Origin of the sequence: Methylocystis sp., from assembly GCF_051061285.1 — a bacterium.
Lineage (GTDB): Bacteria > Pseudomonadota > Alphaproteobacteria > Rhizobiales > Beijerinckiaceae > Methylocystis.
Map to the genome: position 1 here is coordinate 161,073 of NZ_JBPFEA010000024.1, position 24,950 is coordinate 186,022.

Consider the following 24,950-nt stretch of genomic DNA (forward strand, 5'->3'; position numbering starts at 1 on the left):
AGCGGCGACAAAGCGAAAGCTTTTGGCTTCGAGTGACTGCTCTCGCAACTCAAACCAAACCAAAACCTTTAAATCATCAACTCGCCAGCGCGAATTTCTCCGCCTGCTCCAGATCGACCGAGACGAGCTGCGAGATTCCGCGCTCAGCTTGCGTCACGCCGAACAGCCGGTCCATGCGCGCCATGGTGATCGGATTATGGGTGATGGTGACGAAGCGCGTGTCGGTCTTCTTGCGCATCTCCTCGAGGAGATCGCAGAAGCGCTCGACATTGCTGTCGTCGAGCGGCGCGTCGACCTCGTCGAGCACGCAGATCGGCGACGGATTGGTCAGGAAGACCGCGAAAATCAGCGACATGGCGGTCAGCGCCTGTTCGCCGCCGGAGAGCAGCGTCATCGTCGTCGGCTTCTTTCCCGGCGGTCGCGCGAGAATGTCGAGGCCGGCCTCAAGCGGATCGTCGCTTTCGACAAGCTGCAATTCCGCCGCGCCGCCGTCAAACAGCAGCGTGAACAGCTCCTTGAAGTGCGCGTTGACCTTGTCGAAGGCGGCGAGCATGCGCTCGCGCCCCTCCTTGTTGAGACTGGCGATCGCGGCGCGCAATTTCTTGATGGCTTCCGAAAGATCGTCGCGCTCGGCGATCATCTTTTCGCGCTGCGCCTCGACCTCGGTGAGTTCGTCCTCGGCGCGCAGATTGACGGCGCCGAGCCGTTCGCGGTCGGCGCGCAAATTCTCCAGCCGCCGTTCGATGTCGGCGATCTCCGGCAGATCGTCGCCGTCTTTGACCTCGGCGAGTTGGGCGAGCGCTTGTGGCGTCGATTCGAGATCATGCGCGATGGCGCGCTCGACGTCCGCGACCCGCTGGCGCGCGGCGTCCAGCTGCGCCTCGCTGCGCGCCATCTCTTCGCGCGCGGCGCTCATCGCCTCAAGCGCGGCGCGAGCGGCGCGGTCGGCTTCAGCAAGACGCGTTTCGGCGGAAGCGCGCGCGTCGGAGGCGTCGCGGCGCGCGGCCTCGGCCTCTTCGAGCGCGTTCATCAGCGCGCGGCGCTGGCCGATGAAAGCGTCGGGCGCATCGCCGATGCGGGCATGTTCCTCTTGCGCCGTCGCCAGCCGCTCTTCCAGCTCGCCGATGCGGTCCTGCGCGCGATCGCGGCGTTCCGCCCATGACGCGGTTTCTCGCGCGATCGCCGACAGCCGCGACGCGCGCGCCGCTCTTTCGTGGCGCAGGGAGGCGACCGCGGCCCGCGCCTCGCCGGCCTGGGCGCGCTCCGCCATGGCGCGGCCGCGCAAATTCTCCAAAGCGCCGGCGAGGAACGCCGGCTCCTCAAGCTGGTCGAGCGCCTGCGTCACGCTTGCACGCTTTTGCGCGGCCTCGTCGCGATTGGCGAGCGTCCGCGCCTTGGCTTCCTGCAGCGCCGACAGGCGCTGGGCGATTTGCGCCTGACGGCGCTCCGCCGTCGAATGGCGTTCGCGCGCTTCCTCGAGGCGGACGCGGGCGCGACGATGCGCGTCGCGCCCCTCCGCTTCGGCCTGGGCGGCCGCTCGCGCGGCCTCACGCGCCCCGTTCAGCGCTTCGGTCAGCGAATCGGCCGCGGCGCGCGCGGCGGCGGCGTCGACGCGCAAATCGGCGAGCCGGTTCTTCTCGGCGAGGCGGCGCGCGGCGGCGGTCGGCGCCTCGGCGGCCTGGGTGAAGCCGTCCCAGCGCCACAGGTCGCCCTCTTTGGAGACGAGCCGCTGGCCGGGCTTTAAAAGCTTGCGCAGGCTCTCGCCCTCGGTGCGCAGCACGACGCCGATCTGCGCGAGCCGGCGACGCAGCGCCGGCGGCGCGTCGACCAGCGCGGCGAGCGCGCGCACGCCATTGGGCAAGGCCGGATCGCCCTCCCCGGACGTCACGGACCAATGCGCCGGCGCCGAATCGTCGGCCGAGGCGTCAAGATCGTCGCCGAGCGCCGCGCCCAGCGCGGTCTCATAGCCCTTTTCGACGGTCATGCTTTCGACCACCGGCGCCCAGAGGCCGCCGGAGCCGGTTTGCAGCAGATGTTCGAGCGTGCGGGTCTCGGTCTCGAGCCGCTGCGCGCGCAGCGCCGCCTGCTCCAGCGGCGCGCGGGCGGCGGTCTCGGCGTCGCGCGCCCGCCGCGTGGCGGCCTCGGTCTCCTGCGTCGTTTCTTCGGCGGCGCGCGCATCCTGCGCCGCCTGTTCGAAAGCCTGCGCGAGACGCTCGACTTCGTCGGCGCCGCCGCCCTGCCCGGCGATCAGCGCAAATTCCGTCTCGATGCGGGTCAGCTCCGCCTCGAAGCGCGCGACCCGCTGATTTTCGTCGCGCAGCGCCGCTTCGAGCGCCCCCCGCTTGGCGTTGACGCCGGCGAGCTGCTCCTGCGCGCTCGACAGCTCGGCCTCGGTCGCCGCCAGCGCCGCTTCAATGTCGATCAGCCGCGCTTGCGCCTCTGTCTCGCGGCCGGCGTCGTGCGAGTCGCCGCCTTGCAGCTCGGCGCGCTCGTCCTCAAGCCGCTGCGCGACCTCGGCCGCGTCCTGGATCAGCGCGCGTTCGCGTTCGAGATCGCGGCCGAACTGTTCGATATGGCGCTGAAGCTCGGCGATTCGCTGCTTGGCGCGCTGCTCGTCGGCCTCCAGCGCCTGACGCGCGACGACGAGCCGATGCAGCGCCGCGCCGGCCTCCGCCTCCTTCTCGCGCAGCGGCGGCAGCTCATGCGCGGCGACCGCCTGAAACTTCGCCGCCTCAGCCTGCTCCAGCGTGCGGTCCTGCACGCTGCGCCGGCCGGCCTCGAGCTTCGAAGCGGCGCCCTGCAGCTGTTGTGCGGCGAGCTGATAGGCGAGAAGCGCCGCCAGCGCCTCATTCTTGCGGATTTGCGCCGCAAGCCCGCGGTATTTGTTGGCCTGGCGCGCCTGCCGCTTCAGGCTGTCGGCCTGGCTGTCGACCTGCTTCAGCACATCTTCGAGGCGCGTGAGATTTTCTGACGCGGCGTTGAGGCGCAACTCGGCCTCGTGCCGGCGCGAATGCAGCCCGGCGACGCCGGCGGCGTCTTCGAGGATGCGGCGGCGCGCCTGTGGCTTGGCTGAAATGATCTCGCCGATCTGGCCCTGGCGCACGAGCGAGGGCGAGCGCGCGCCGGTGGCGGCGTCGGCGAAGAGAAGCTGCACGTCGCGGGCGCGCACCTCGCGGCCGTTGATCCGGTAGGTGGAGCCCTGCTCGCGCTCGATTCGGCGCGTCACCTCGATCGCGTCGGCGTCGTTGAAGGCCGCCGGCGCGGTGCGCGACGAATTGTCAAGCACCAGGCCTACTTCGGCCAGATTGCGCGCCGGGCGCGAGCCGCCGCCCGAGAAAATCACGTCGTCCATGCCGGACGCGCGCATGTTTTTATAGGAGTTTTCGCCCATCACCCAGCGCAGGGCTTCGACGAGATTAGACTTGCCGCAGCCATTGGGGCCGACGACGCCGGTCAAGCCCGGCTCGATGAGGAAATCGGTCGGCTCGCAGAAGCTCTTGAAGCCCAGAAGGCGCAGGCGCTCGAATTTCATTGCCTAAAGACCGCCACAAACTGCAGGGGAAAGCAAGAAAACCGACGCGATATGTTGTGGGTAGGCTCTACCGAAGGGCGCTCCCGTGACGGATGCGCGTCGCATTTCGCCGCCGAATCACATTTTCATTGCATCGCAGGATTGCGGCGGAAAAAATAGGAAAGAGACGCTGGGCGTCTAGTGAAGGACAGCTATCCTCTCCCTCATGCTGAGGAGCGCCTGGAAGGCGCGTCTCGAAGCACGAGGGAGAGCTTAAAAGGCGTGCGTGAAGGTTCCATCGTCCTTCGAGACGCCTGCGCCGATCTCGGGTTTAGCCGAGATCGGCATTTGAAGCCCAAGTCGGGCAAGCCCGACTTGGGTGCAGGCTCCTCAGGATGAGGAAACCTTCAGTCGAGCACTGCGAATCTTTGACCGAAATCCGAAATCGTGAGGCTCCAGGGCGAAGAATGGGTTCAGCCAGTCCGCGGGACGAAGATTTCTGGGTGTTCGGCTACGGGTCGCTGATGTGGCGGCCGGGCTTCGACTTCATCGACAGCGCGCTCGCCTGGGTGCACGGCTATCACCGCGCGCTGTGCATCTTCTCGCATGTCCACCGCGGCACGCCGGAGCGGCCGGGGCTGGTGCTGGGGCTCGATCGCGGCGGCTCCTGCCAGGGCGTGGCCTTCAAGGTCGCGGGGCGCGACCGCGCCGAAACGATTCGCTATCTGCGCGAACGCGAGCTCGTCACCTCGGTCTATCTGGAGAAAACGCTCGGCGTGCGATTCGTCGACGGCGGCGGCGCCAAGGCCCTCGCCTATGTCGTCGACCGCACGCATATCCAATATGCCGGGCGGCTGCCGGAAGACGAGATGATTCGCCTGATCGCCGAGGGCGTCGGCCTCAATGGCGACAATCCCGCCTATGTGCGCAACACCTACGAACATCTGCTGCGGCTCGACATCCATGACGCCGAACTCGCCGAGGTCGTCCGTCGGCTCGATCGTCAGTCATGCAGAGCCGCCGGGCCCGCGACCGGCGGCGCCGGCGATGAGCCGACGCCGCTTTGACGCGACGCCATACGCAACGCTTTTGCACAACGCTTTTGCGCAACGACGCAACGCTTGCGCGCACGAAACTCGCGACGCAACGCTTACGCTACAGACAGGTCCGCCTGATCAGTTGAGCAGCGACGCGGAAAGATCGCGCAACGACGCGGCGTCGGCGCAAAAATGCACATGCCATTCGGCGACGCCGAGCTCCCGCGCGATCTCGCGCAGCCTGCGGCGGGCGCGTTCCTGCGCGAGAAAGACGCAGACCGGCCGCGTCGTCACGCCCTCCCGCGCGACGCCGATGACGACGCCATTCGTCACGTCGGCGACGAAAGAGTCCTCGCCCGACTGAAACACCGAGCACACATAGCGGCGGCCGGAAGCGCCTCGCCAGGAAAAGAACCGGCTACGCAGCGAATCCGTCTCGGCGAGCGATTGAAGCGCCTGGCCGCGCGGCGCGGCGTCCTCAAGCGATTGCCCCAAGGCGCTGCGAGAGGCGCTGCGAGAAATGCTGAAAGACGGATAACGAGGCTGATACATGGCACGATCCGCTAACGAGGATGAACACGGAACATGACTAGAACAAAACCGGCACATCGTCAAGAAGCGCGCGCCCGTCCATATCTCTTGGGTTCCTGGCAAAAGACAGGACAGGCGCGCACGCGCCGCTACTCGCCAACGGCGCAAGACGGTTTCCCGTCTCGCGCTTAGTGATGCATGGCGATGATCGTGAAAGATGTGCGCCAACGCGCATGACGAACGCTTTACCTCTTATCGAGGTGGGCGCCGATTGAGGCTTTCGCAATAGCGCCGGCGACTATCCGTTCGCGCCGCCGCCCGCCGTGCGCAACCAGGCCGCGCCGCAGGCCTTGGCGAGTTCGCGCACGCGCAGAATATAGCTCTGGCGCTCGGTCACCGAGATCACGCCGCGCGCATCGAGAAGATTGAAGGCGTGGCTCGCCTTGATGCATTGGTCATAGGCCGGCAGCGCCATGAGATGCATCTCGTCGCCCGAGCCCGCGCCAAAATGCAGCAAGCGCTCGCATTCGGATTCGGCGTCCTTGAAATCTTCAAAAAGTTTTCCCGTGTCGGCGGCCTCAAAATTGTGGCGCGAATATTCCTGTTCGGCCTGCAGGAAGACGTCGGCGTAAGTGACTTTTTCGTCGCCGTCGCGGCCGTTGAAATTCAATTCCATGATGCTGTCGACGCCCTGCAGATAACAGGCGAGACGCTCCAGCCCATAGGTCAGTTCGCCGGCGACCGGCGCGCATTCGAAGCCCGCGACCTGCTGGAAATAGGTAAACTGCGAGACCTCCATGCCGTCGCACCAGCATTCCCAGCCGAGCCCCCAGGCGCCGAGCGTCGGGCTTTCCCAATCGTCCTCGACGAAGCGGATGTCATGGAGCTTCGGATCGACGCCGATCGCGGCGAGCGAGGCGAGATAGAGCTCCTGCAGATCGGGGGGCGAAGGTTTGAGGATCACCTGGAACTGATAGTAGTGCTGCAGGCGATTGGGGTTCTCGCCATAGCGTCCGTCCTTGGGGCGCCGGCAGGGCTGCGCATAGGCCGCGCGCCAGGGTTTTGGCCCGAGCGCGCGCAGCGTGGTGGCGGGATGAAAAGTGCCCGCGCCCATCTCCATGTCATAGGGCTGCAGAATGACGCAGCCCTGCGCCGCCCAGAAGTTTTGGAGGGTGAGGATGAGCCCCTGGAAGGAGCGGATGGGGGAGAGGTGCGGTGAGACGGGGGGCATGGGGAAATCCTGCGCGAGTTGCGCGCAAGCTATTGGCGGGGCCAACGCAGGTCAACGACATGCTTCGCCGACGGCGGGCGGGTGAATATCCGCGATGCGTCAGAGGCGGACGCTGCAGGGTCGATTTGAGTTGTCGTTCTCGCTAGCGAGACTTCGAGAAACGTGGCGCCATCCGGCTCAGAGTGCGATCGCGAAAGACGAAGTGATGGATCAATGCCGAGCCGGCATGGATCATGGCGAGGACGATAAGTCCGTTCGCTAGAGCCTCATGAATTTCCTTCATGTTATGCGCAAAGCCTTTGTCTTTGATCCATGGCGACGCGACATCGACAATCCCAAGCAGGGAAAGCGCATGACCATCCGCGAATTGCGTCGCGACGCCAAAGACGACCACAGCAGCCAGCAACGCGTATAGCGCAACATGGACGACCTTGGCGGCAATATTACCTAGGCTTCCCAAGGGCGTCGGTTCCGGAGGCGGCGGCGGGTCGATGAGACGCCAGCCGACACGAATGATCAACAGAATGGCGATCAACTCACCCGCAAAAACATGGATAAATTCTCCGAGCTCCCGGGTGCTCCCCCGAGGAAGATCTTCGCCCACGGTCCCAAGGACCCAAGCGAGGGCCACAAGGAGCACCGAAAGCCAATGAACTAGTTGCACGGCCGCGCCATAACCATGCTGAGAATTACGCCATTGCATTGAGGGCCTCCCCGATCGTTCCGCAGAACTCTATCGAACGAGTTGGTCCTCACCTCGGCAAATTTTAGTCGAATGGCGACAGTCGATACGGCAAATTGTGTCAGCAATCGGCGAATCGGAGATGCCGCCAACGGCACACGAGACGTATCAGTCGAATGTTCCCGCAAAGCGCCAAGAGCAGCCGTCCCCCGGGGAATGAACCCACGATCAACTGCGATATACGTCGCTTCGATTAAATGCTCCCGAGCGCAACCGGACGATCGGTGATGGCCATTCTTGAGAAGCGCGGCAGCCGCTGTCACTGTGACCGCGATGAAGAAACCACGTCCTTTGCGGCTCGATGCGCGACGCCAGGCATGATCCGGATCCTTGTAGTCGTGTCCGGCTTGAGCCGGAAGGCGGCTTCACCATCGGCGATGACAACGTCGTAGGTCGCAGCGCCTTCGCTCGACTTCGAGCCAACCGAAATCCGTGTGACTCTTCCCGCAAACGGATGGTCTGGATCCGTTTCGAGGCTGACCGACACCGCGTCGCCCACACGCAGCGCGTCGGCCAGTCGCGAACCGACCGCGACAGCAATTTTCACCATGCGCGGATCGGCGGCGACGCGAAACAAAGGCCCCGTCCGACCTGCCACGACCGCTTCGCCAACCGTCACGTTGCGGGCGACGACCGTCCCCGCGATCGGCGAAACGATGGAGGTGTGCTCAAGATTGCTCTGAGCCGCGGCGAGCGCCGCTTGGGCTAAAGCGGCAGCCGCTTCTGCGTCGGCGACCTCGGCTCGCATTTGCTCGAGGGCCTTTTGCGAGACTTTTAGCGCGCTGAGCGCGATAGCTTTGCGCTTAAAGAGGCTCTGATTTCGCTCATACTTGCCTCGCGCACGAGCGAGGCGGGCCCTGGATTTCTCCAACCGTCCGTTGGCCAAGCTGAGATCAACATTGCCGCGTTCAACAATGAACCGGTATGGGCGCGCGTCGATTTGCGCACAAACTTGTCCAGCCTTCACGATAGACCCGACATCGCAAAACACGACGTCTATGACCCCAGAGGTGAGGACGCCGATGGCCGTCGAGTCGCTGGTGATGTACGCGGTCATGATCTCGCTCCACGCGCTCTCGGGCTCCGGCGCGCCTTGGCGAAAGCGAGCAAAGTAATCCCAGCTCAGATAAACGCCGGCGGCGGCGAAGGCGAGGGTGACGAGCACGCCTGCGGACATTCGCCAACGTCGTCCGCCATCGGAGGCGCGTTCGAGCGCTCGTTCGAACGCCGTTACGCCACGGTTCTCGCGGGTATTCAGCCGTTGTCAGGCGCCTGCGACTCGATATCCAATTGCGCTGCGGCGTCCTCGTAGATGTCCTCTTCTTGCGCGTTGTGTATATGCACGAGGGACTCTATTGACTCGATGATGCGTTGGGCGTCGCGGACCAGATAGGGCTCAACGTCGCTCGGCCCTAGCCCATCCGATAGGCGGCCCAAAAGTCTGGCCTGATGCAAGATTTCGCGATGCGCGCGACTCATGGCGCCCAACCCATGGCCGTTCTTGAGGTAGCTCGACACGCGCGGATAGACCGTCGCCTCGTCCTCGCGTTCGTGCCGGGCGATCACTCTTTCGATGATCCGATTGGCCTCTAGAATGTCGTCCACCGCCTCGGCCCCTTGTGCGTCATCCAGCGCATCGGTTATCTGACGCAAGCGTTCGAGACTTGGCGCTAATTTTTCGTGCTCCTCGCGAAGGATCGCCGCGGCCGCCTCCGACATCGGCGGACGACCGAGAGCATGGGGCGGCGCAAGCGCGCGCAGCGCATTGAGAATCACCGCTACGTCGATCGCCTCCTGTATGAGCGCTCCCGCGACCGGCGTCACATAGCCGAAAGCTGCTGCGATCATCGTCACGCCCGAGAGCGCCATCCCCGCGACGATGCTCTGCATTGCGATGGCCCGCGTGCGCCGGGCAATCGCAACCGCGTCAGCGACGCGATCGAGACGATCGACGAGAATGACCGCGTCCGCCGCCTCCGAAGAGGCGCTCGCGCCGCGCGCACCCATGGCCAAGCCGACATCGGCCGCGGCCAGGGCGGGGGCGTCGTTGATGCCATCGCCGACCATCAAGGTCGGCGCGAGTCGTCGTTCCATGACGACTGCGTCAACCTTGTCGGAAGGAACGCGTTCGGCGAGCACCGCATCGAGATCGAGGGCAGCCCCGATCGTTTCGGCGGGTTCGGCGCGATCGCCGGTCACCATGACGATTCTGGATACGCCCGCCCGCCGCAACGCCTGAATCGCTCGCGGAGTCTCACCGCGCAACTCGTCGGCGAACAGAAAAACGGCGATCACGCGCCCGTCGACGGCCACGAATACCGTCAGCGCAGAACGCCAGGACGCGCGCCGCGCCGCCCGGCGCGCCCATTCCTCCAGTCGCCCTTCGCCATGGGCGAACTGGAGTGAGCCGACGCTGACTTTGCGACCCTCTATGACGCCCTCCAATCCAGATCCCAGCACCTCGCGAACGTCCTGAGGGGCCTGGAGCGAAAGCCCTTTGCCGCGAGCCGTGGAGACGATTGTCGCTCCTAGAATATGATGCGAAGCTTGCTCGATCGAAGCCGCAAGCCGCAACGCTTCGTCGGGCGCTACGCCGGGAGCAGTCTCGACGGCGACGAGGCGGGCGCCGCCAACCGTCAAAGTCCCGGTCTTGTCGAACATAACGGTGTGGATGCGCGCGAGCGTCTCGAGCGGGCCCCCGCCCTTTACAAGGACGCCTCGGCGCGCCGCTTGCGAGGTTCCTCCTATGAAAGCCGCCGGCGCAGCAAGGATCAGCGGGCATGGCGTCGCCGCAACGAGCACCGCGAGCGCGCGGACGGCGTCGCCCGATAGCCACCAGGCGGCTCCGGCGATACAAAGCGTGACAGGCAGAAGCAGCAGCGCGTAACGATCCGCCATGCGGATAAACGGGGCCTTGGCGGTCTGCGCCGCGGTGACCATGCGGACAATGCCAGAATAGGCGCTATCGCCGGCCGTGGCGACGGCGCGCATTTCGAATGCGTCGCCTACGTTGATCGTTCCGCTACTAACTGCCTGCCCCGCTTGCCGCATCACGGGGATCGGCTCGCCTGTTAGCATTGATTCATCGAGCAGAGCGCTGGAGCTGGCGACGTGACCGTCGATCGGAACGACCTCGCCGGCGCGCACCAGGACAACGTTCCCCACATCGATCTGATCGATCGGCACATCTTCGAGCGCGTCTCCGTGCTTGCGGTGTGCGAGACGCGGCGCGCGATCGATGAGCGCCTTCAAATCTCGTTCTGCGCGACCGACTGCGAAATCTTCGAGCGCCTGGCCGCCGGCATACATTACGGCGACGATCGCCCCGGCCAGCGTTTGGTCAAGCGCAAGAGCCGCCGTGATCGAAAAGAGCGCGAGCAAGTCGACGCCCATTCGCCCCGCGCGCAGGTCACGAATAATCGAAAACGCGAGAGCCGCGATAACGGGCGTAGCTGAGGTGATCCATGCCCAACGAGCAAGTCCGGAACGCCCGGCGGTCGTGGCGACAAGACCAACCACGAGCCCGCCCAATGCGATGACGATCAACGCACGCCGCATAGTTAGACCGTTGATCTGAATTGTTCCCCCCGTCCCCCGCGCCTTCGAACCCAGCTTCCATCACGAACACAACAATATCGCCCGCAGGATGTCGATTTTAGCCGCGCTCGATCGTCAAGCGCATAATCGCTCAGTCGCAGGCAGTGGCTTCCAGGGCTCGGTGCGCCACTCGGTCGCTGCCCCGCCCGCATGAGCGAGCGGTCGCCCCCGCGCTGGGAGGTCGTGCCCCGCGACTGCGCCAATGCAGCTCGACGCGCCCGTTACGGCCAACCTTGCATCCGATGGGCGCTTCGAATAGTTCGGACCGCGTCCCCTTTCAGAACCCTTTTTCAGAACGACTTGAAGCAGCGCAGCTTTCGCCGTCGCGCGTCGCCAAAACGCGCCTGCGACAGAGCGCCAATCTGGGCGCCACATTTGGCGCCAAAGCGGCGGCAAACTTGGCCGCACCCTGCCGGGACATTTCGCGAAAGCCGGCGTTTTCAAAGCCTTAACTATTCATCTTTACCGTAAGCGCGGACAAGAATTCGCCCTAAAGCAGCCAAAGCAAGGCCGCTTAGTTCTGGTGAGAATATGTGAAGGCGTTCCGTGCAGTTCTGGCTTTCGCCGAACTTTGTCGCGATTTCGCGCAAATGTCAGCGAAGCTCAGAAGCCTTGCGACGGAAGAGTAAATCGGAGGTAGGGGCGGATGATGCAAGGGATCGGTGCGCCAATCGATTTCATTTCTTTGGATCGCCGTATTTATTCTCGCAAGAGCTCGTCTCATCTGGTCATCGCCGGCGTCGCGCTGGCAGTGAGCCTGTCGGCGGGATGGTGGGCGCTCTCGCAGCGCCCGGCGACCGCCAGCTCTGAGACAGCCGCGGCGGCCCTCAGGCAAAGCGCCTCCGGCGCGCAAAATCCCTACGGCGCCATCGTCGGCCTCGGCGGCCGGCGGCAGACGCTGACGCTCGCCGAAACGACCATGCGCGGCGCCCTCGACGCCAGCATCCAGCCCGCCGCGCAAACGCCGCTTGCCGTCGTTCCCGAGCGCCAAGACGTCGATGGAGATCAGATCGCCTCGGCGGAGGACGCGCCGCTGCCGCCGCGCCGCCCGGTCGAACTCACCGTCGCCAGCCGCGGCCTTTATGAAGGCTCGCTGCGCCGCATGGCGCGCACCACCGTCGTGCCGGGCTCGGGACCGGACGACCGCTCGATCTTCGAGAGATTCTTCGGGCTCGGCGACGCCGCGCAATCGGCGCAAGAGGCGCGTCAGCAGCAGCCGCGCGGTCAGGCGCTCGCCTATGCGGCGCCGGACGGCGGCACGCTTTCCGACCTGAAATCCGGCATCCTAGGGGGCGTTTCGGGCGCGGCCGGCGCGGCGGTCGGACCTGCGGCGCGCTACGACCGCTACACCGCCGTCTATGACATCTCGTCGCATACGGTTTATCTGCCCAATGGCACAAAGCTCGAGGCGCATTCCGGCCTGCGCGAACATCTCGACGATCCGCGCTTCGTCCATCTGCGGATGCGCGGCGCGACCCCGCCTCATCTCTACGATCTGACGCCGCGCGAAGCGCTGTTCCATGGCGTCCAGGCGCTGCGTCTCACCCCGGTCGGCGGCGAAGGCGCGATCTTCGGCCGCGCCGGCCTTCTCGCGCATACTTACATGCTCGGCCCGAACGGCGATTCGAACGGCTGCGTGTCGTTCCGCGATTATCAGGCCTTCCTGCGCGCTTATAAGAACGGCGAGGTTCGCCGGCTCGCCGTCGTCGCGCATCTCTAAGCATTTATACTTACGCGTGAATACGAAAAGCGGCCGGTAGCGGCCGCTTTTTTGTGGTTTATGCTCGGTCATTCAGTTTGGAATGACCGCAAGTTCTTGTCGGGATTGCGAAGTTCCATTAGCGTACGGTTCGGAGCGCATGAGGGGTCGTGCATGTCCGTTTCGATTTATCTCATCAATCCTGCCGGCGATTTTCCAACTTATTTCGGCGGCGAGGCGCTGGCGGCGTCGGGCGTGGCGGGCGGCGTGATGATGGCGGACCTCGCCACGGCGACCGTCGCCGCGCTCGCCCCCAGGGACTTCGCCTTCGAACTCTGCGAAGAGCAGGTCGAACCGGTGAATTTCGACCATCCCGCCGACTGGATCGCGATCACCGGCAAGGTCAGCCAGCGCGGCCGGATGATCGCCATCGCCGACGAATTCCGCCGCCGCGGCAAGCGCGTCATCATCGGCGGCCCCTATGCGAGCCTGTCGCCGGCGCGGCTGCGCGATCACTGCGACGTGCTGGTGAGCGGCGAGATCGAGGCGATCGCCAGCGAGATCTTCTCCGATCTTCGCGCCGGCAAGCCGAAGGACAGCTATGTCGGCGACAAGCCGTCGCTCGCCGCTTCGCCGCCGCCGCGCTGGGACCTTTATCGCAACGACCGCGCGATTCTCGGCGCGGTGCAGACTTCGCGCGGCTGTCCGTTCGAATGCGAATTCTGCGACGTCATCCAATATCTGGGTCGCAAGCAGCGCCACAAGCCGATCGCCAACGTCCTCGCCGAACTCGATGCGCTCTGGGCGGCGGGCTATCGCACGGCCTTCCTCGCCGACGACAATTTCACCGCCTACCGCGCGCACTGCAAGGAGCTGCTCGCGGCGATCGCGCATTGGCGCCGCGATCGTCCGATGGAGTTCGTCACGCAGATCTCCATCGACGCGACTCGCGACGAGGAGCTGCTCGACATGTGCGTCGCGGCGGGCCTCACGCAGGTCTTCGTCGGCATCGAGACGCCCAATGTCGAAAGCTTGCGCGAGACCGGCAAGCGGCAGAATCTCAAGATCAGCCTCGTCGACGAAATCCAGAAGCTCGTCGATCACGGCATGTCGGTGATGGGCGGCATGATCGTCGGCTTCGATCACGACGGGCCGAGCGTCTTCGCCCAGCAGTATGATTTCGCCATGGCGACGCCGATCCCGATCTTCAGCCTCGGCGCGCTGATGGCGTCGGAAGCGACGCCGCTCTTCGACCGCATCGCGCGCGAAGGCCGCCTCATCACCGGCGGCGTCGAGACCCAGGCGGTGCCGTGGAGCTCCAACATCCAGTGCCAGACGATGAGCATGGAGGAGCTGCATCACGGCATGCAGAATCTCTGCAACGCGATCTACGCTCCGGCCGCCTTCGGCGAACGCATGCTGCGCCTGATCAGCACGTTTGGCCGCCACCGCAAGTCGCCTGCCCCGCAGCCCTTCGACCCCAAAGCCCTGCGCGAGGTCGAACAGCAGGCGATGCAGGTCGGCATGGACGTGCGCAAAATGGGCGAATCGGAAGGCCGCATGTGGAACAGGGTCTGGGGCGCCGCCGTGCGCAAGCCGGAGACCATCACCATCGTCGCGCGCATCATGTTCCAATATGCGCAGGCGCGGCACATGTTCGACAAGGGCGATTACTGGGAGCCGCAGCTCTCGAGCCCGCCCGCGGCGTCGCAGCGCGCGGCGTAGGACGGGGGCCCGGCTTCCTCATCCTGAGGAGCGAGCGAAGCTCGCGTCTCGAAGGACGAGGAAGCGTGCTCGCCATTCTCACCCTCGTCCTTCGAGACGCCGCTTCGATCTTCAGATCGAAGCGGCTCCTCAGGAATGAGGGTGAGGTGACGCGGCATCAAAACCACTACACAATGATCGCTTTCAATATCGACAGCGGCGCTTTCGAGCCCTTGACGCCGGCGAGAAGAATGCGCGTCGCCGGCGCGCCGGCGCGGGTGTGGATCGGCTGGATCGAGACGCCCCCTAGCCTTCCCTCGACAGCCGCGAGACATTCGGCGAGCGCGTCGGCGCGATGGATCATCACGAAGGCTCCGCCGGGCGCGAGCAGCGCGAGGCAGGCGCGCGTCCAATCGACGAGCGGCGCGCTGGCGACATGGGCGCGCGCCTTCGCCGCGTCGGGCGTGACGCGCACCTTGCCGGCGGCGTGAAAGGGCGGATTGGTGAGCACGAGCGCCGCCTTTTCGTCGATCAGTCCAGCGGCGCGGCGCGATTTCGCGGCGAGCACGTCGGCTTCGTAAACTGTCGCCCTTGCGTTAAGCGCATTCTCGACAACGTTTTCACGCGCGAGCGCACAAGACTCGCGGTCGATCTCCACAAGTCCAACGCTCGCGCCAGGGGCGCGCAGCGCCGCCATCAGCCCGACCGCGCCCGACCCGGCGCCGACGTCGAGAATGAGCCCCTGCTGATATTCCGGCGTCGCGGCGGCGAGCAGCTCGGCCTCCGTGCCGGAGCGGTGGCCGGCGGCGCTTTGACGCAGGCGCAGGCGCCCGTCGAGAAAACCGTCAAACTCTGTTGCGCGCTTCGTCATTGCGCCGGGAGGCTTACCACGGCGGACCGCGCGCACGCCTCGCCCGAGTGGGGAGGTCGCGCGCGCCGAGGCTCCGAGCGAAAGCGCAGAAATGCGCCGGCGAGCCTCGCTGGAGGCGGCGAAGCGACTCCCCGCCTCGACCTCGCACGAAGGCTCTTCGGTCGGGCATGACATGTAACATGTTGCGGACGTTGCGCGCGGCCCGCGTTCGGGACAAGGACGGAACGCGAACATCCTCGCCGACTTGCCGCCTCCATCCCAAAGCCGTAAGTTCGCGACCAGAAAACGTAAGGCTTAAGGGGGGTCCGTGGGTATCGTCATTCCGCTCGATGAGAAAAAGGACGCCGGCCTCGACAGCCTCCTCGAACTCATCAGGCCCGACCTGGAGCGCACCAATCAGCTGATCATTCAGCGCATGGGCTCCGACGTCACGACGATTCCCGAGGTCGCCAATCATCTCATCTCCGCCGGCGGCAAGCGTCTGCGGCCGATGCTCGTTCTCGCCACCGCCGGCATGTGCGGCTACAGGGGCGACGGGCATCTGAAATTCGCCGCCGGCATTGAATTCATGCATACGGCGACGCTGCTCCACGACGACGTCGTCGACGAAAGCGACATGCGCCGCGGCAAGATCGCCGCCCGCATGCTGTGGGGCAATCAGACCTGCGTGCTCGTCGGCGACTTCCTGCTCGGCCACGCCTTCAAGATGATGGTCGAGCCAGGCGTCATCGCGCCGCTCACCGTCGTTTCGCAAGCGGCGGCGGTGATCGCCGAAGGCGAGATCATGCAGCTCAACGCCGCGAAGGACACGACCACGACCGAGGACGCCTATATGGGCGTCATCCGCCGCAAGACGGCCGAGCTTTTCGCCGCCGCGGCCGAAGTCGGGGTGATGCTCGGCGGCAAGCCAAAGGCCGATGAAGCCGCCGCGCGCAGCTACGGCATGAATCTCGGCATCGCTTTCCAGCTCATCGACGACGCGCTCGATTACGGCGGCTCCTCGGCCAAGCTCGGCAAGAACATTGGCGACGACTTCCGCGAGGGCAAGATTACGCTGCCCGTGGTGCTCGCCTTTCGTCGCGGCAATGAGAAAGAGCGCGAGTTCTGGCGGCGCACGCTGGAAAAGGCCGAGATCAAGGACGGCGACGTCGAGACCGCCTGCGGGCTGATGAAGAAGCACAAGGCGCTCGACGACACGATCGAGCGCGCGACGCATTACGGCGCCATCGCACGCGACGCGATGGAGATTTTTCCCGCATCGCCCTGGAAGAGCGCGCTGCTCGAAGTCGTCGACTTCTGCATCGACCGCGTCTACTGAAGCGGGCTCCGAAAAAGTTGACAGACTTTTTCGGTGAGAACCTGCTCCAACGCTTTTATTTGGAGCGATTCCTTATCGAGCACATGAGTCCATGTGATCGGGAAGCGCTCTCGCGTCGCCGGCCGCGCGAGGCGGCCGGCGGGCCTATTATCCCTTCAGACAGTCGGTCTTGAAGTGTTTGCGGTCTTTGCCGTGAAGCCCTTTGGCGTCGGCTTGCGCGCGGCAGTCTTTTTCCCTCTCCGCATGCGTCCTGGCCGGAGCGGCGCTCGCAGGCTGCGCAGCGGCGGCAGGCGCTTCGGCGCTTGGCGCGGGCGCGTCTGCAGGCGCGGCGCTCTTTGGCGCGATCTCGGCGGGCGGCGCCCAGGCGGTCGGCGCGTCAGTTGGCGCAGACGCCTTCGGCTCGGCGAGCGCGGCGGCGCCTAAGGAGAGGCTGGCGCAAATGACGCCAGCGGCAATGCTTTTCATATTGGTGAACATTTTAAGTTTCTTCTTTGCTTCGAGGCGCGCCGCAACGCCGCATGTTGATCCAGTTGCGGCGCGACTCCATCACGCGCGAACGCGCTTACCCGTCGGCCACACCTCAAGCTTAGGCGATTTATGACAGTTTGTCTTTGATGCAGCGCAGCAGCGTGAAAATGCCGCCTCGAGCGCTTATCGATCACATGGAACATGTGATCGATAAGGAATCGCTCAAAATCAAAATATTGGAGCAGGTTCTCATCGAAAAAGTCTGTCAACTTTTTCGGAACCTGCTATCGCCGCCACCACACGTAGATCGCGACGCCGGCGATGAAGCTCGAATAGACAATCCTCCATGCGAGCCGGCGCAGCGTGGACGCACGGCGCACGGGAAGGACATCGGGTCGGGAAGGCTTTCGCTCGCCGACGGAAACCGGACTGAGCGCAGCATGTGAGTAACGCATGAATCGCTCCTTATCCAAAAGCGGACAGGTCATTGGCGGCAAGGCTAAGGCGCGATTGATTTACAAATTGCTTCGATCCCGTCCGCCGAGAGATCGCTGCCAGAGAGATCGCTGCGCAGCGCGCCATGCGGTGATAAAAGCCTCTGACGACAATCGGCGGAGGATGCCATGGCCCGCGACACGGCGGCGAAACTATCGGATTGGCGATTCGAACTTGCAGGCGCGCCGCCGCCCGTCGCCGCGCAGCGCCATACGCGCAGAGTCATCCATGGCCGCGTGCTCGATGATCCGTACGACTGGCTTGCCGCCAAAAACTGGCGCGAGGTGCTGCGTGACCCCGACGCTCTTCCCGTCGACATCGCCGAGCTGATCAAGGCGGAAAACGCCTACTGCGATCGCGTCATGGCGCCGCTCAAGAATTTGCGAAGGGCGCTGGTGGCCGAAATGCGCGGCCGCATCAAGGAGGATGACAGCGAGGTTCCCGAGCCGGACGGGCCTTACGCCTATTACGAACGCTTCCATGAAGGCGCGGAACATCCGCTCTACTGCCGGACGCCGCGAGAAGGCGGCGCCGAAACCGTGCTCCTCGACGGCGATGCGCTCGCCAAGGGCCACGACTTCTTCGACATCGGCGACGCGGCGCATGCGCCCGATCACGCGCAGCTTGCCTGGAGCGTCGATGACGCGGGTTCGGAGCTTTACGACATCCGCACCAGGACGTTGAGCGATGGCCTCGACCGCGCCGACGTCGTGAGCGACAGCGACGGCGCCATCGTCTGGCAGGCCAATTCGAAAGCCTACTACTATGTTCTGATCGACGAAAACCATCGCACCGCGCAGGTCTTTCGACACGAAGTGGGCGCCGATCCCGCCGACGACGCGCTGATCATCGAGGAAACCGACAGCGCCTGGTTCGTCAGCCTGCATGAAAGCCGCTGCAGGCGTTTCGCCATTGCGTCCATCCACGGCCATGACGCGACGGAATGCTGGCTGATCGACCTTCGCGAAGACGATCCGACGCCGCGCATTGTCGCGCCGCGCGAACCGCGACTACGCTACGACGTCGAGCCGCATGGCGACCTTCTCTACATCCGCAACAACGCCGACGGCGCGGATGATTTTCGCATTTCCGTCGCGCCGCTCGCCGAGCCGGGCCGCGAAAACTGGAAGGACGTCGTGCACCATCGCCACGGCGTCCTGATCGACTCCTTCACCGTGTATGCGCGCCATCTTGTCTGGCTGCTTCGGGAAAGCTCCTTGCCGAAGCTCGTCATCCGCGCGCTCTCCAGCGGCGAGGAACATGCGATTCACTTCGAGGAGGAAGCCTATGCGCTGTCGATTGATCCGGGACTTGAATTCGACACCGACATTCTGCGCTTCGTCTATTCGTCGATGACGACGCCAGACGAGACTTATGACTACGACATGGCTGCGCGCACGCGCGTCCTGCGCAAGCGCCAGGAAATTCCCTCTGGACACGATCCAAAGAACTATGTGACGAGACGCCTGTTCGCGACGGCGCGCGACGGCGAAATCGTGCCGATCACGCTCCTGCATCGCGCCGACTTCACGCCCGGCGGAGACGGCGCGCCGCTGCTGCTCTACGGCTATGGCGCCTATGGCTACGCGCTCTCGGCAAGCTTTAACGAAGACGCTCTATCGCTCGTCGATCGCGGCTTTGTCTATGCCCGCGCCCATATTCGCGGCGGAACCGACAAGGGCTGGCGCTGGTATGAAGACGGCAAGCTCGAGAAGAAGCAAAACAGCTTCTTGGACTTCATCGATTGCGCGCGGCATCTGGTTTCGGCCGGCTACACGCGCGAAGGCGGCGTCGTTGCGCAGGGAGGATCGGCGGGCGGTCTGCTGATGGGCGCAGTCGCCAACGAGGCGCCGGAGCTGTTCGCCGGCATCATCGCCAGCGTGCCTTTCGTCGACACGCTGAATACGATGCTGCGCGACGATCTTCCGCTGACGCCGCCCGAATGGCTGGAATGGGGCAACCCGATCGCCAGCGCCGAAGCCTATGATCGCCTAGCGTCCTATTCGCCTTACGACAATGTGCGCGCGCAACACTATCCGCCGATTCTCGCCGTCGCCGGCGTGACCGATCCTCGGGTCACCTATTGGGAGCCGCTCAAATGGGTCGCGAAGCTTCGCGCGACGATGAGCGGCGGCGGACCTGTGTTGCTGTTCACCCATATGGGCGCGGGCCACGCCGGCGCCTCTGGCCGTTTCGAAGCGCTTGAAGACACGGCGCTGGAATATGCCTTCGCGCTCGCCTGCGCCGCGCGCGCATTCAAAGACGACAGAGATGTCCTGGCGGAATGCTGAGGCGAGCCGCTGCATTTCCCGAGAGTCGGGAAATGCAGCGAAGAAAGTCACTTAGCGACGAAAGTCACTTGCTGGGATGCACCCACTCCGAATCGGGGGGTATGACCGGCTTGCTCTCGGCGGCCGGCGGGCTCGTTTCGGCGGGCGCGCTGGGCGCCGCCGTTTCGGCTGGCGCTGCGCTCACCGCAGCGGGCGCTTCGCTTTGATCTTCGGCGCGGACCGGCGCGCCGAACATTGCGCCTGCAGCGATTGCGGCCGTCAACAGCAGTAGTTTTTTCATATGGCGAATCCCCCTTTGGATTGGGCCCGAGTCGCGGGGTTGCGCTCATTTATGGCCGAGGCGGATTATAGTCGGCGAGTCCCTCGACTCAAGGAATAACGCCAAGCTTGGATTCGCATGTTTGATTCGCACTCATGTGGAAAGGCGATCGGCGACTCTGACGACGATGAGTTCAGTCGCCCATGCATCGCGACGCCGCCGATCGATTCACGCATGGCGATTCCCGACCCGTGTTTTTCTTGCCGCCGATCGCAGCTCGAACTGACGCTATGAGGTTGGCCCCTTCTTCCGCCTGATCTCTTCGGGCGGGGCCCATTCCTGGCCGCTCTGTGTTCCTTTCTTGCCCTCCACCGCCGGCGCGCCGGCGGTGGTTCCACTTGGGCCGGAAACGCCGCTTGGGTTGACGTCCTCCGCTTTGGGATTGTCCTTCTGCACCGATCCCGAAGGCTCAACAGGCGTGCCGGCGGCCGGCCCCGACGTCACGCCCTGCTCCTGTTGCTGCGGCTGCGACTGCTGATCCGACTGTTGTTGCGACGATTGCCCCTGCGGCTCCTCCTCGGCCAACGCCGCAGGCGCCAGAAAGGCGAGGGCAAGGCTTCCGATGACGGCGATTCTTGTCTTCATGTCGAACTCCCTGGCGGGGCGCAAACGCGCAATATTCGCCCCGCGGGTAAATGGAGGAGGGAGCAAAACTAGCAATGGCGTGAAGCGCGCCATGTAGCGCTCGCACACGCTTTGCCGTATTCAGCTTGCGCTTACGCCAGAGCGCTTTCCGATCACATGGACTCATGTGATCGATAAGGAAGCGCTCAAAATCAAAATGGTGGGGCAGGTTCTCTTCGAAAACGTCTGTCAACTTTTTCGGAACCTGCTCTAGGAGGAAGATGATGGCCGTCGACAGCAAGCACGCCGAAACGATTGCGCTCCACGCCGGCTGGCGCGCTGATGAGACCAACGGCGCCGTCGCCGTTCCGATCTATCAGACGACCTCCTATCAGTTTCACGACACCGAGCACGCCGCCAATCTTTTCGCGCTGAAAGAGCTCGGCCACATCTATACGCGCATCGGCAACCCGACGACCGGCGTATTGGAGGCGCGGCTCGCGGCGCTGGAGGGCGGCGTGGCGGCCCTGGCGCTGGCGTCGGGACAGGCGGCGTCGGCGCTGTCGATTCAAAATCTCGCGCGCGTCGGCGACAATGTCGTCTCGTCCACCGATCTTTACGGCGGAACCTGGAACCTCTTCGCCAATACGCTGAAGGACCAGGGCCTCGAAGTGCGCTTCGTCGATCCGGCCGATCCCGAGAATTTCCGCCGCGCCACCGACGATCGCACGCGCGCCTATTACGCCGAGACTCTGCCCAATCCGAAACTCACGGTGTTTCCGATCGCCGAGGTCGCGGCGATCGGCCGGGAACTCGGCGTTCCGCTGATCATGGACAACACCGCGGCGCCGATTCTTTGCCGGCCGATCGATCATGGCGCGGCGATCGTCGTTTATTCGACGACGAAATATCTTGGCGGCCACGGCACGTCGATCGGCGGCGCCATCATCGACTCCGGCAATTTCGGCTGGGAGAAATTTCCGCAGCGTCAGCCGGCGCTGAATACGCCAGATCCGAGCTATCATGGCGCCGTCTGGGTTGAGGCGGTCAAGCCGATCGGACCGGTCGCCTACATCATCAAGGCGCGCGCGACGCTGTTGCGCGATCTCGGTCCGGCGCCCTCGCCGTTCAACGCTTTTCTCACGCTGCAGGGCGTCGAGACGGTGACGCTGCGCATGGAACGTCATGTGCAGAACGCGCAGAAGGTCGTCGACTTCTTGAGTAAGCGCAGCGAAGTGACGCGGGTCATTCATCCGTCGCAGCAGACAGGCGAGATGCGACGGCGCGCCGACGCCTATCTGAAGGGCGGCTATGGCGCGCTGCTCGGCTTCGAGCTGAAGGGCGGCCTCGACGCCGGCCGCAGATTTATCGACGCGCTGGAGATGTTCTATCACGTCGCCAATATCGGCGACGCGCGCAGCCTCGCCATTCATCCGGCGACGACGACGCATTCGCAGCTCGCCGAGGAAGCGCAGCTCGCGAGCGGCGTGACGCCCGGCTATGTGCGGCTTTCGATCGGCATTGAACATATCGACGACATCATCGCCGATCTCGAAACGGGGCTGAACGCGGCGGGAGCGTAAGGCGCTCCCTTCTCCCGTGAAGCGGGAGAGTGGCCCCGCGACGCGGGGTCGGATGAGGGCGATGGCGATGGCGACGACATTTCTTGGTTTACAGGCGACGACGCCTCAGAAGTTCAAGAAGCCATGTGAGCGAATCGTCCATCGTTTGGCGTTGATCACGAGGCGCGGTCGCCCGAGCATGATCGTTTCGGACAACGGCACGGTTCACCTCGAACGCGACGGCAATCCGCGCTTTAGTGAAGATTATCGACGCTTTCGCCTCGCATTCGGCGCTTGTGTCCGTCCTGACGATCGAACCTGCCATTCGTCAAAAAAAAGGCAGGGGAGGCGGAGGAGGAGGTGGTGGCGGTGGCGGCAATCGACGCCATCGTCTGCGGCGTGGTCCCCACGAGTCTGGGGGCGGAGGCGGCGGTTCCCAGCCGGGCCCCGGAGGCGGCGGTCCCCAGCCAGGCTCCGCTTGTGCGAAAGTCGCCGACGCAACTGAGACGGCGCCGGCGAGCGCGGCCAATTCGCTACAACAAATAGCAAATGCCAGCGCTCCCGCCGTCGCGGTCAGCCGTTTGCGCCGTCGAGACGACACATCTTTGTTACACATGATGTCTTCACGCTTGATAGGAAAGAACGCGCTATGGTGATGAACATCGCCAGGCGGCTCAGCGTATCCGTGGAATATCTGCGACCCTTGGGAACGCCTAGAGCGCTTCCCGATCACATGGAATCATGTGATCGATTAGGAAGCGCTCAAAATCAAAACGTTGGAGCAGGTTCTCATCGAAAAAGTCTGTCAACTTTTTCGGAACCTGCTCTAGAAGGCCTTCGGCGGGCTTAGAATTGCATATGGATCGAAGCGATAGTTGAGTCCCGCTCGCACGACATGGAAACCCTGGTCGCCATGTCGACGTGGCCCAAAATCTGCGTTCTGGGAAAGGCGGACATAGAGGTATTCAACCTTCGCGGACCATTTCGGAGCGAAAGCCCATTCAACGCCGCCGCCGGCGGTCCAGCCTGCCCGCGCGCCGCCGCTTCCACCATAGGCGAATCCGCCGGTCCCATAAACGAGCAATGTCGGATTAACTACAGTTGTGCCCAAGCGTCCCCGAACCGTTCCAAACCAATGCACGCCACCCATGCTTGATCCCTGGATATCGGTTTCAAGGCCGGCGACAAACAGCGGCGAAAATTGGTGATTATAACCCAGCTGGCCGCCGCCGATGACGCCGCCGGCTCCCCTATTCGGCACTCCTCCTCCGAGGTTTGCGCCAACATAGAAGCCGGTCCAAAGCGGAGGTGGCGCAATCAAGTACGGCGGCGAAGATTTACGGGAAGACAAGTCCGCCGCCTGTGCGCCCATGGAAATCGCGCTAAAGACAACGAGCGCGCCAAGCGATCTTTTCATATCCTTACCCCTTTTTTATCCACGCTGTCCGGGTCGAGCGAACGCAGTGACGTCCGACAGTTCCGAGCCGCGCCTAGCATAGGGGGCTACTTCCTCGGCCGGACTGGGGCCAATTGATTTCAATTTGTTTCGGGCAGTCGCTCGTGCGAACTCGAGAATATAGGCGCTCTCGGCCCCTCGCGACGTCTGCCTTTTGGCGCGACGAGCTTGCCCGTCCCCCATCAACGTCACGCGACCCGAACGATGGCCACATGCCAACTATTCGCGTCCTTAGCCAAGCGGAGCAAGGCGCAGCAGACTGAGTGGGAAACGGCGGCCGGTCTTCGTCCTATCGCGCGAGTCGAGGGTGGAGACGCGCAAATGACGCGCCCTAATTCGCAATTTGGCTATTGTTCCGATAGCGAGCGACGCCAAAAGCCACACCCAAATTGTCACAACAATCGCCATCTCCCGCCATGAGCAATGATGATGCACAAGCACGACATGAGGCGCTAAACTCAAGGCTTCGTCGCGAGCCGGTCCACGATGGCGCGAATGGCGGCGATCTGCGGACCTTTCTTGGTATGGTGCTCGGCGTTGTCATAGCCCCACCAGTCCCAGCAGGCGTTAGGGTTCCACACGAAATTCAAGGTGTAGAACGGCCAGCCCCAGCCCCAGCGGCTGATGGTTTGCGGATACACAACGATAATATGGTTCGTATCCGCCCAACGATTGTAGCCGGCGTGCTTATAAAATGCGTCGCCGATTTGGGCGGCCTGCTGTTTGCAGCCATGCAGGGCGACATGTATGCGGCACGTCTCCAAGGCGCAGGCATGCGGCACATAGGCGTAGCCGACATCGCTTAGACTGTGATTGTAGGGATTGCCGTCGGGCAGAAATTCCTTCTGATCGAACTCGATATATTTTCCCGAAGGCTGCGCGCTCGGCGGATTGAGCGGACCGTAAATCTGTTCGAGCAATGCTTTCGCGGCGTCAAAATCGCAATCGACGATGAACGGAGCCTTGGTCGCGGCGCAGTCCTTGTCGCCATAGTCCTCGGTCACCATGGCGTGGCCCGCGCCGATGTCGTTTCGATAGACGATGCGATCCGGCGGCACATAAAACGAATAATAGTCGCGCGCCGCATCCATCACCACGGGAAGCACCACACCGTCCTTGCTGCCGGAAAACAGCCAGACGCGCGCATCGTTCAAATTGGCGACGTCGTCTATGGCGCCGGAGCGCGCGAGCGAGTCGGTGATGTCCTTCAGATGCGCCGGATCCGGGACAGGATGCGCGGCGTCCGGCTTCATGCAATTGCCGGTCGCGCGATTAGAACTCTGCTCCGCGCAGTCGTAAGGCACGCCGGCGATGATCCCCGCGCCTTTCACAACGCCGGAATGCGCCACATGGAACTGCAAGGCCATCGCGGCGCCCGATGAAAGCCCTGACACCGAAGTCTCGGACAGATTTGCGCCGTAAGCCGGCAGGCGCTCGGCGCCCGACGCAGCTTCGATCGCAAATAGGGCCGCGAAGGCGACAGCGACAAGGATTTTTGATTTGAGCAAACTGTTGCACATGAACTTTCTCCTTCAAATTACGCGCCCCAAGATT

Annotated in this window: 19 protein-coding genes; 6 read left to right on the forward strand and 13 right to left on the reverse strand. The window is 64.0% G+C overall.

Annotation, left to right across the window (positions count from 1 at the left end; all coding sequences use genetic code 11):
• Positions 1-76: 76 nt before the first annotated feature.
• Entirely contained in the window at positions 77-3,532 is a 3,456-nt protein-coding gene (gene smc, locus ACR65T_RS08445) for a chromosome segregation protein SMC (RefSeq protein WP_434496063.1), read from the reverse strand.
• A gap of 446 nt (positions 3,533-3,978) precedes the next feature.
• On the opposite strand from smc, the gene ACR65T_RS08450 reads away from it, so the two are divergent.
• Positions 3,979-4,578, forward strand: a complete 600-nt coding sequence (locus tag ACR65T_RS08450) for a gamma-glutamylcyclotransferase (protein ID WP_434496064.1) — start codon at positions 3,979-3,981, stop codon at positions 4,576-4,578.
• Positions 4,579-4,686: 108 nt separating this feature from the next.
• Here ACR65T_RS08450 and ACR65T_RS08455 read toward each other — a convergent pair whose 3' ends face one another.
• The 5 genes from ACR65T_RS08455 to ACR65T_RS08475 all read right to left on the reverse strand — a co-directional run bounded on the left by ACR65T_RS08455 (position 4,687) and on the right by ACR65T_RS08475 (position 10,610).
• A complete protein-coding gene (locus ACR65T_RS08455) occupies positions 4,687-5,100 on the reverse strand; it encodes a hypothetical protein (RefSeq protein ID WP_434496065.1) in 414 nt (137 codons plus the stop codon).
• A gap of 277 nt (positions 5,101-5,377) precedes the next feature.
• Positions 5,378-6,310 carry a glycine--tRNA ligase subunit alpha gene (locus ACR65T_RS08460; RefSeq protein WP_434496066.1) on the reverse strand — a complete coding sequence of 311 codons (933 nt, stop codon included), beginning with the start codon at positions 6,308-6,310 and terminating at the stop codon, positions 5,378-5,380.
• A gap of 142 nt (positions 6,311-6,452) precedes the next feature.
• Positions 6,453-7,013: a cytochrome b gene (locus ACR65T_RS08465; protein WP_434496067.1), complete on the reverse strand. Its 561-nt coding sequence runs from the start codon at positions 7,011-7,013 to the stop codon at positions 6,453-6,455.
• Between the two features lie 298 nt (positions 7,014-7,311).
• The gene (locus ACR65T_RS08470; protein ID WP_434496068.1) at positions 7,312-8,229 is read right to left on the reverse strand and encodes an efflux RND transporter periplasmic adaptor subunit; all 918 of its coding nucleotides are present in this window, start codon (positions 8,227-8,229) and stop codon (positions 7,312-7,314) included.
• Positions 8,230-8,306: 77 nt separating this feature from the next.
• Positions 8,307-10,610 (reverse strand): heavy metal translocating P-type ATPase, encoded by a 2,304-nt coding sequence (locus tag ACR65T_RS08475; RefSeq protein ID WP_434496070.1) that lies wholly within the window; start codon positions 10,608-10,610, stop codon positions 8,307-8,309.
• A 685-nt stretch (positions 10,611-11,295) separates the two neighbouring features.
• Between ACR65T_RS08475 and ACR65T_RS08480 the strand changes: the two genes are divergently transcribed.
• Both ACR65T_RS08480 and ACR65T_RS08485 read left to right on the forward strand, forming a co-directional pair.
• Positions 11,296-12,369 carry a DUF2778 domain-containing protein gene (locus tag ACR65T_RS08480; protein ID WP_434496071.1) on the forward strand — a complete coding sequence of 358 codons (1,074 nt, stop codon included), beginning with the start codon at positions 11,296-11,298 and terminating at the stop codon, positions 12,367-12,369.
• Positions 12,370-12,522: 153 nt separating this feature from the next.
• Positions 12,523-14,073 (forward strand): radical SAM protein, encoded by a 1,551-nt coding sequence (locus ACR65T_RS08485; protein WP_434496072.1) that lies wholly within the window; start codon positions 12,523-12,525, stop codon positions 14,071-14,073.
• Positions 14,074-14,239: 166 nt separating this feature from the next.
• Here the strand turns inward: ACR65T_RS08485 and ACR65T_RS08490 are convergent, their stop codons facing one another.
• Positions 14,240-14,923 (reverse strand): tRNA1(Val) (adenine(37)-N6)-methyltransferase, encoded by a 684-nt coding sequence (locus ACR65T_RS08490; protein WP_434496073.1) that lies wholly within the window; start codon positions 14,921-14,923, stop codon positions 14,240-14,242.
• A 307-nt stretch (positions 14,924-15,230) separates the two neighbouring features.
• On the opposite strand from ACR65T_RS08490, the gene ACR65T_RS08495 reads away from it, so the two are divergent.
• The gene (locus ACR65T_RS08495) at positions 15,231-16,241 is read left to right on the forward strand and encodes a polyprenyl synthetase family protein (RefSeq protein ID WP_434496074.1); all 1,011 of its coding nucleotides are present in this window, start codon (positions 15,231-15,233) and stop codon (positions 16,239-16,241) included.
• 147 nt (positions 16,242-16,388) lie between these two features.
• Here ACR65T_RS08495 and ACR65T_RS08500 read toward each other — a convergent pair whose 3' ends face one another.
• Complete coding sequence (locus ACR65T_RS08500) at positions 16,389-16,718, reverse strand: PsiF family protein (protein ID WP_434496075.1); 330 nt, start codon at positions 16,716-16,718, stop codon at positions 16,389-16,391.
• Positions 16,719-16,993: 275 nt separating this feature from the next.
• Entirely contained in the window at positions 16,994-17,164 is a 171-nt protein-coding gene (locus tag ACR65T_RS08505) for a hypothetical protein (protein WP_434496076.1), read from the reverse strand.
• Between the two features lie 168 nt (positions 17,165-17,332).
• Between ACR65T_RS08505 and ACR65T_RS08510 the strand changes: the two genes are divergently transcribed.
• Entirely contained in the window at positions 17,333-19,495 is a 2,163-nt protein-coding gene (locus ACR65T_RS08510; RefSeq protein ID WP_434496077.1) for a S9 family peptidase, read from the forward strand.
• Between the two features lie 64 nt (positions 19,496-19,559).
• On the opposite strand, the gene ACR65T_RS08515 is transcribed toward ACR65T_RS08510, so the two are convergent.
• Together ACR65T_RS08515 and ACR65T_RS08520 are read right to left on the reverse strand one after the other, a co-directional pair.
• Positions 19,560-19,775, reverse strand: coding sequence for a hypothetical protein (locus tag ACR65T_RS08515; protein WP_434496078.1), 216 nt, complete (start codon positions 19,773-19,775; stop codon positions 19,560-19,562).
• Between the two features lie 267 nt (positions 19,776-20,042).
• The gene (locus ACR65T_RS08520) at positions 20,043-20,399 is read right to left on the reverse strand and encodes a hypothetical protein (protein ID WP_434496079.1); all 357 of its coding nucleotides are present in this window, start codon (positions 20,397-20,399) and stop codon (positions 20,043-20,045) included.
• Between the two features lie 263 nt (positions 20,400-20,662).
• On the opposite strand from ACR65T_RS08520, the gene ACR65T_RS08525 reads away from it, so the two are divergent.
• Positions 20,663-21,961: an O-acetylhomoserine aminocarboxypropyltransferase/cysteine synthase family protein gene (locus tag ACR65T_RS08525; protein WP_434496186.1), complete on the forward strand. Its 1,299-nt coding sequence runs from the start codon at positions 20,663-20,665 to the stop codon at positions 21,959-21,961.
• A gap of 805 nt (positions 21,962-22,766) precedes the next feature.
• On the opposite strand, the gene ACR65T_RS08530 is transcribed toward ACR65T_RS08525, so the two are convergent.
• Positions 22,767-23,357, reverse strand: coding sequence for an outer membrane protein (locus tag ACR65T_RS08530; RefSeq protein WP_434496080.1), 591 nt, complete (start codon positions 23,355-23,357; stop codon positions 22,767-22,769).
• A gap of 497 nt (positions 23,358-23,854) precedes the next feature.
• The gene (locus ACR65T_RS08535) at positions 23,855-24,916 is read right to left on the reverse strand and encodes an extracellular catalytic domain type 2 short-chain-length polyhydroxyalkanoate depolymerase (RefSeq protein ID WP_434496081.1); all 1,062 of its coding nucleotides are present in this window, start codon (positions 24,914-24,916) and stop codon (positions 23,855-23,857) included.
• Positions 24,917-24,950: the final 34 nt, after the last annotated feature.

What these genes read in the sequence shown, in the direction of transcription:
- smc (WP_434496063.1), bottom strand. Translation starts at nt 3,532, where the DNA reads ATGAAATTCGAGCGCCTGCGCCTTCTGGGCTTCAAGAGCTTCTGCGAG.
- ACR65T_RS08450 (WP_434496064.1), top strand. Translation starts at nt 3,979, where the DNA reads ATGGGTTCAGCCAGTCCGCGGGACGAAGATTTCTGGGTGTTCGGCTAC.
- ACR65T_RS08455 (WP_434496065.1), bottom strand. Translation starts at nt 5,100, where the DNA reads ATGTATCAGCCTCGTTATCCGTCTTTCAGCATTTCTCGCAGCGCCTCT.
- ACR65T_RS08460 (WP_434496066.1), bottom strand. Translation starts at nt 6,310, where the DNA reads ATGCCCCCCGTCTCACCGCACCTCTCCCCCATCCGCTCCTTCCAGGGG.
- ACR65T_RS08465 (WP_434496067.1), bottom strand. Translation starts at nt 7,013, where the DNA reads ATGCAATGGCGTAATTCTCAGCATGGTTATGGCGCGGCCGTGCAACTA.
- ACR65T_RS08470 (WP_434496068.1), bottom strand. Translation starts at nt 8,229, where the DNA reads ATGTCCGCAGGCGTGCTCGTCACCCTCGCCTTCGCCGCCGCCGGCGTT.
- ACR65T_RS08475 (WP_434496070.1), bottom strand. Translation starts at nt 10,610, where the DNA reads ATGCGGCGTGCGTTGATCGTCATCGCATTGGGCGGGCTCGTGGTTGGT.
- ACR65T_RS08480 (WP_434496071.1), top strand. Translation starts at nt 11,296, where the DNA reads ATGATGCAAGGGATCGGTGCGCCAATCGATTTCATTTCTTTGGATCGC.
- ACR65T_RS08485 (WP_434496072.1), top strand. Translation starts at nt 12,523, where the DNA reads ATGTCCGTTTCGATTTATCTCATCAATCCTGCCGGCGATTTTCCAACT.
- ACR65T_RS08490 (WP_434496073.1), bottom strand. Translation starts at nt 14,923, where the DNA reads ATGACGAAGCGCGCAACAGAGTTTGACGGTTTTCTCGACGGGCGCCTG.
- ACR65T_RS08500 (WP_434496075.1), bottom strand. Translation starts at nt 16,718, where the DNA reads ATGTTCACCAATATGAAAAGCATTGCCGCTGGCGTCATTTGCGCCAGC.
- ACR65T_RS08505 (WP_434496076.1), bottom strand. Translation starts at nt 17,164, where the DNA reads ATGCGTTACTCACATGCTGCGCTCAGTCCGGTTTCCGTCGGCGAGCGA.
- ACR65T_RS08510 (WP_434496077.1), top strand. Translation starts at nt 17,333, where the DNA reads ATGGCCCGCGACACGGCGGCGAAACTATCGGATTGGCGATTCGAACTT.
- ACR65T_RS08515 (WP_434496078.1), bottom strand. Translation starts at nt 19,775, where the DNA reads ATGAAAAAACTACTGCTGTTGACGGCCGCAATCGCTGCAGGCGCAATG.
- ACR65T_RS08520 (WP_434496079.1), bottom strand. Translation starts at nt 20,399, where the DNA reads ATGAAGACAAGAATCGCCGTCATCGGAAGCCTTGCCCTCGCCTTTCTG.
- ACR65T_RS08525 (WP_434496186.1), top strand. Translation starts at nt 20,663, where the DNA reads ATGGCCGTCGACAGCAAGCACGCCGAAACGATTGCGCTCCACGCCGGC.
- ACR65T_RS08530 (WP_434496080.1), bottom strand. Translation starts at nt 23,357, where the DNA reads ATGAAAAGATCGCTTGGCGCGCTCGTTGTCTTTAGCGCGATTTCCATG.
- ACR65T_RS08535 (WP_434496081.1), bottom strand. Translation starts at nt 24,916, where the DNA reads ATGTGCAACAGTTTGCTCAAATCAAAAATCCTTGTCGCTGTCGCCTTC.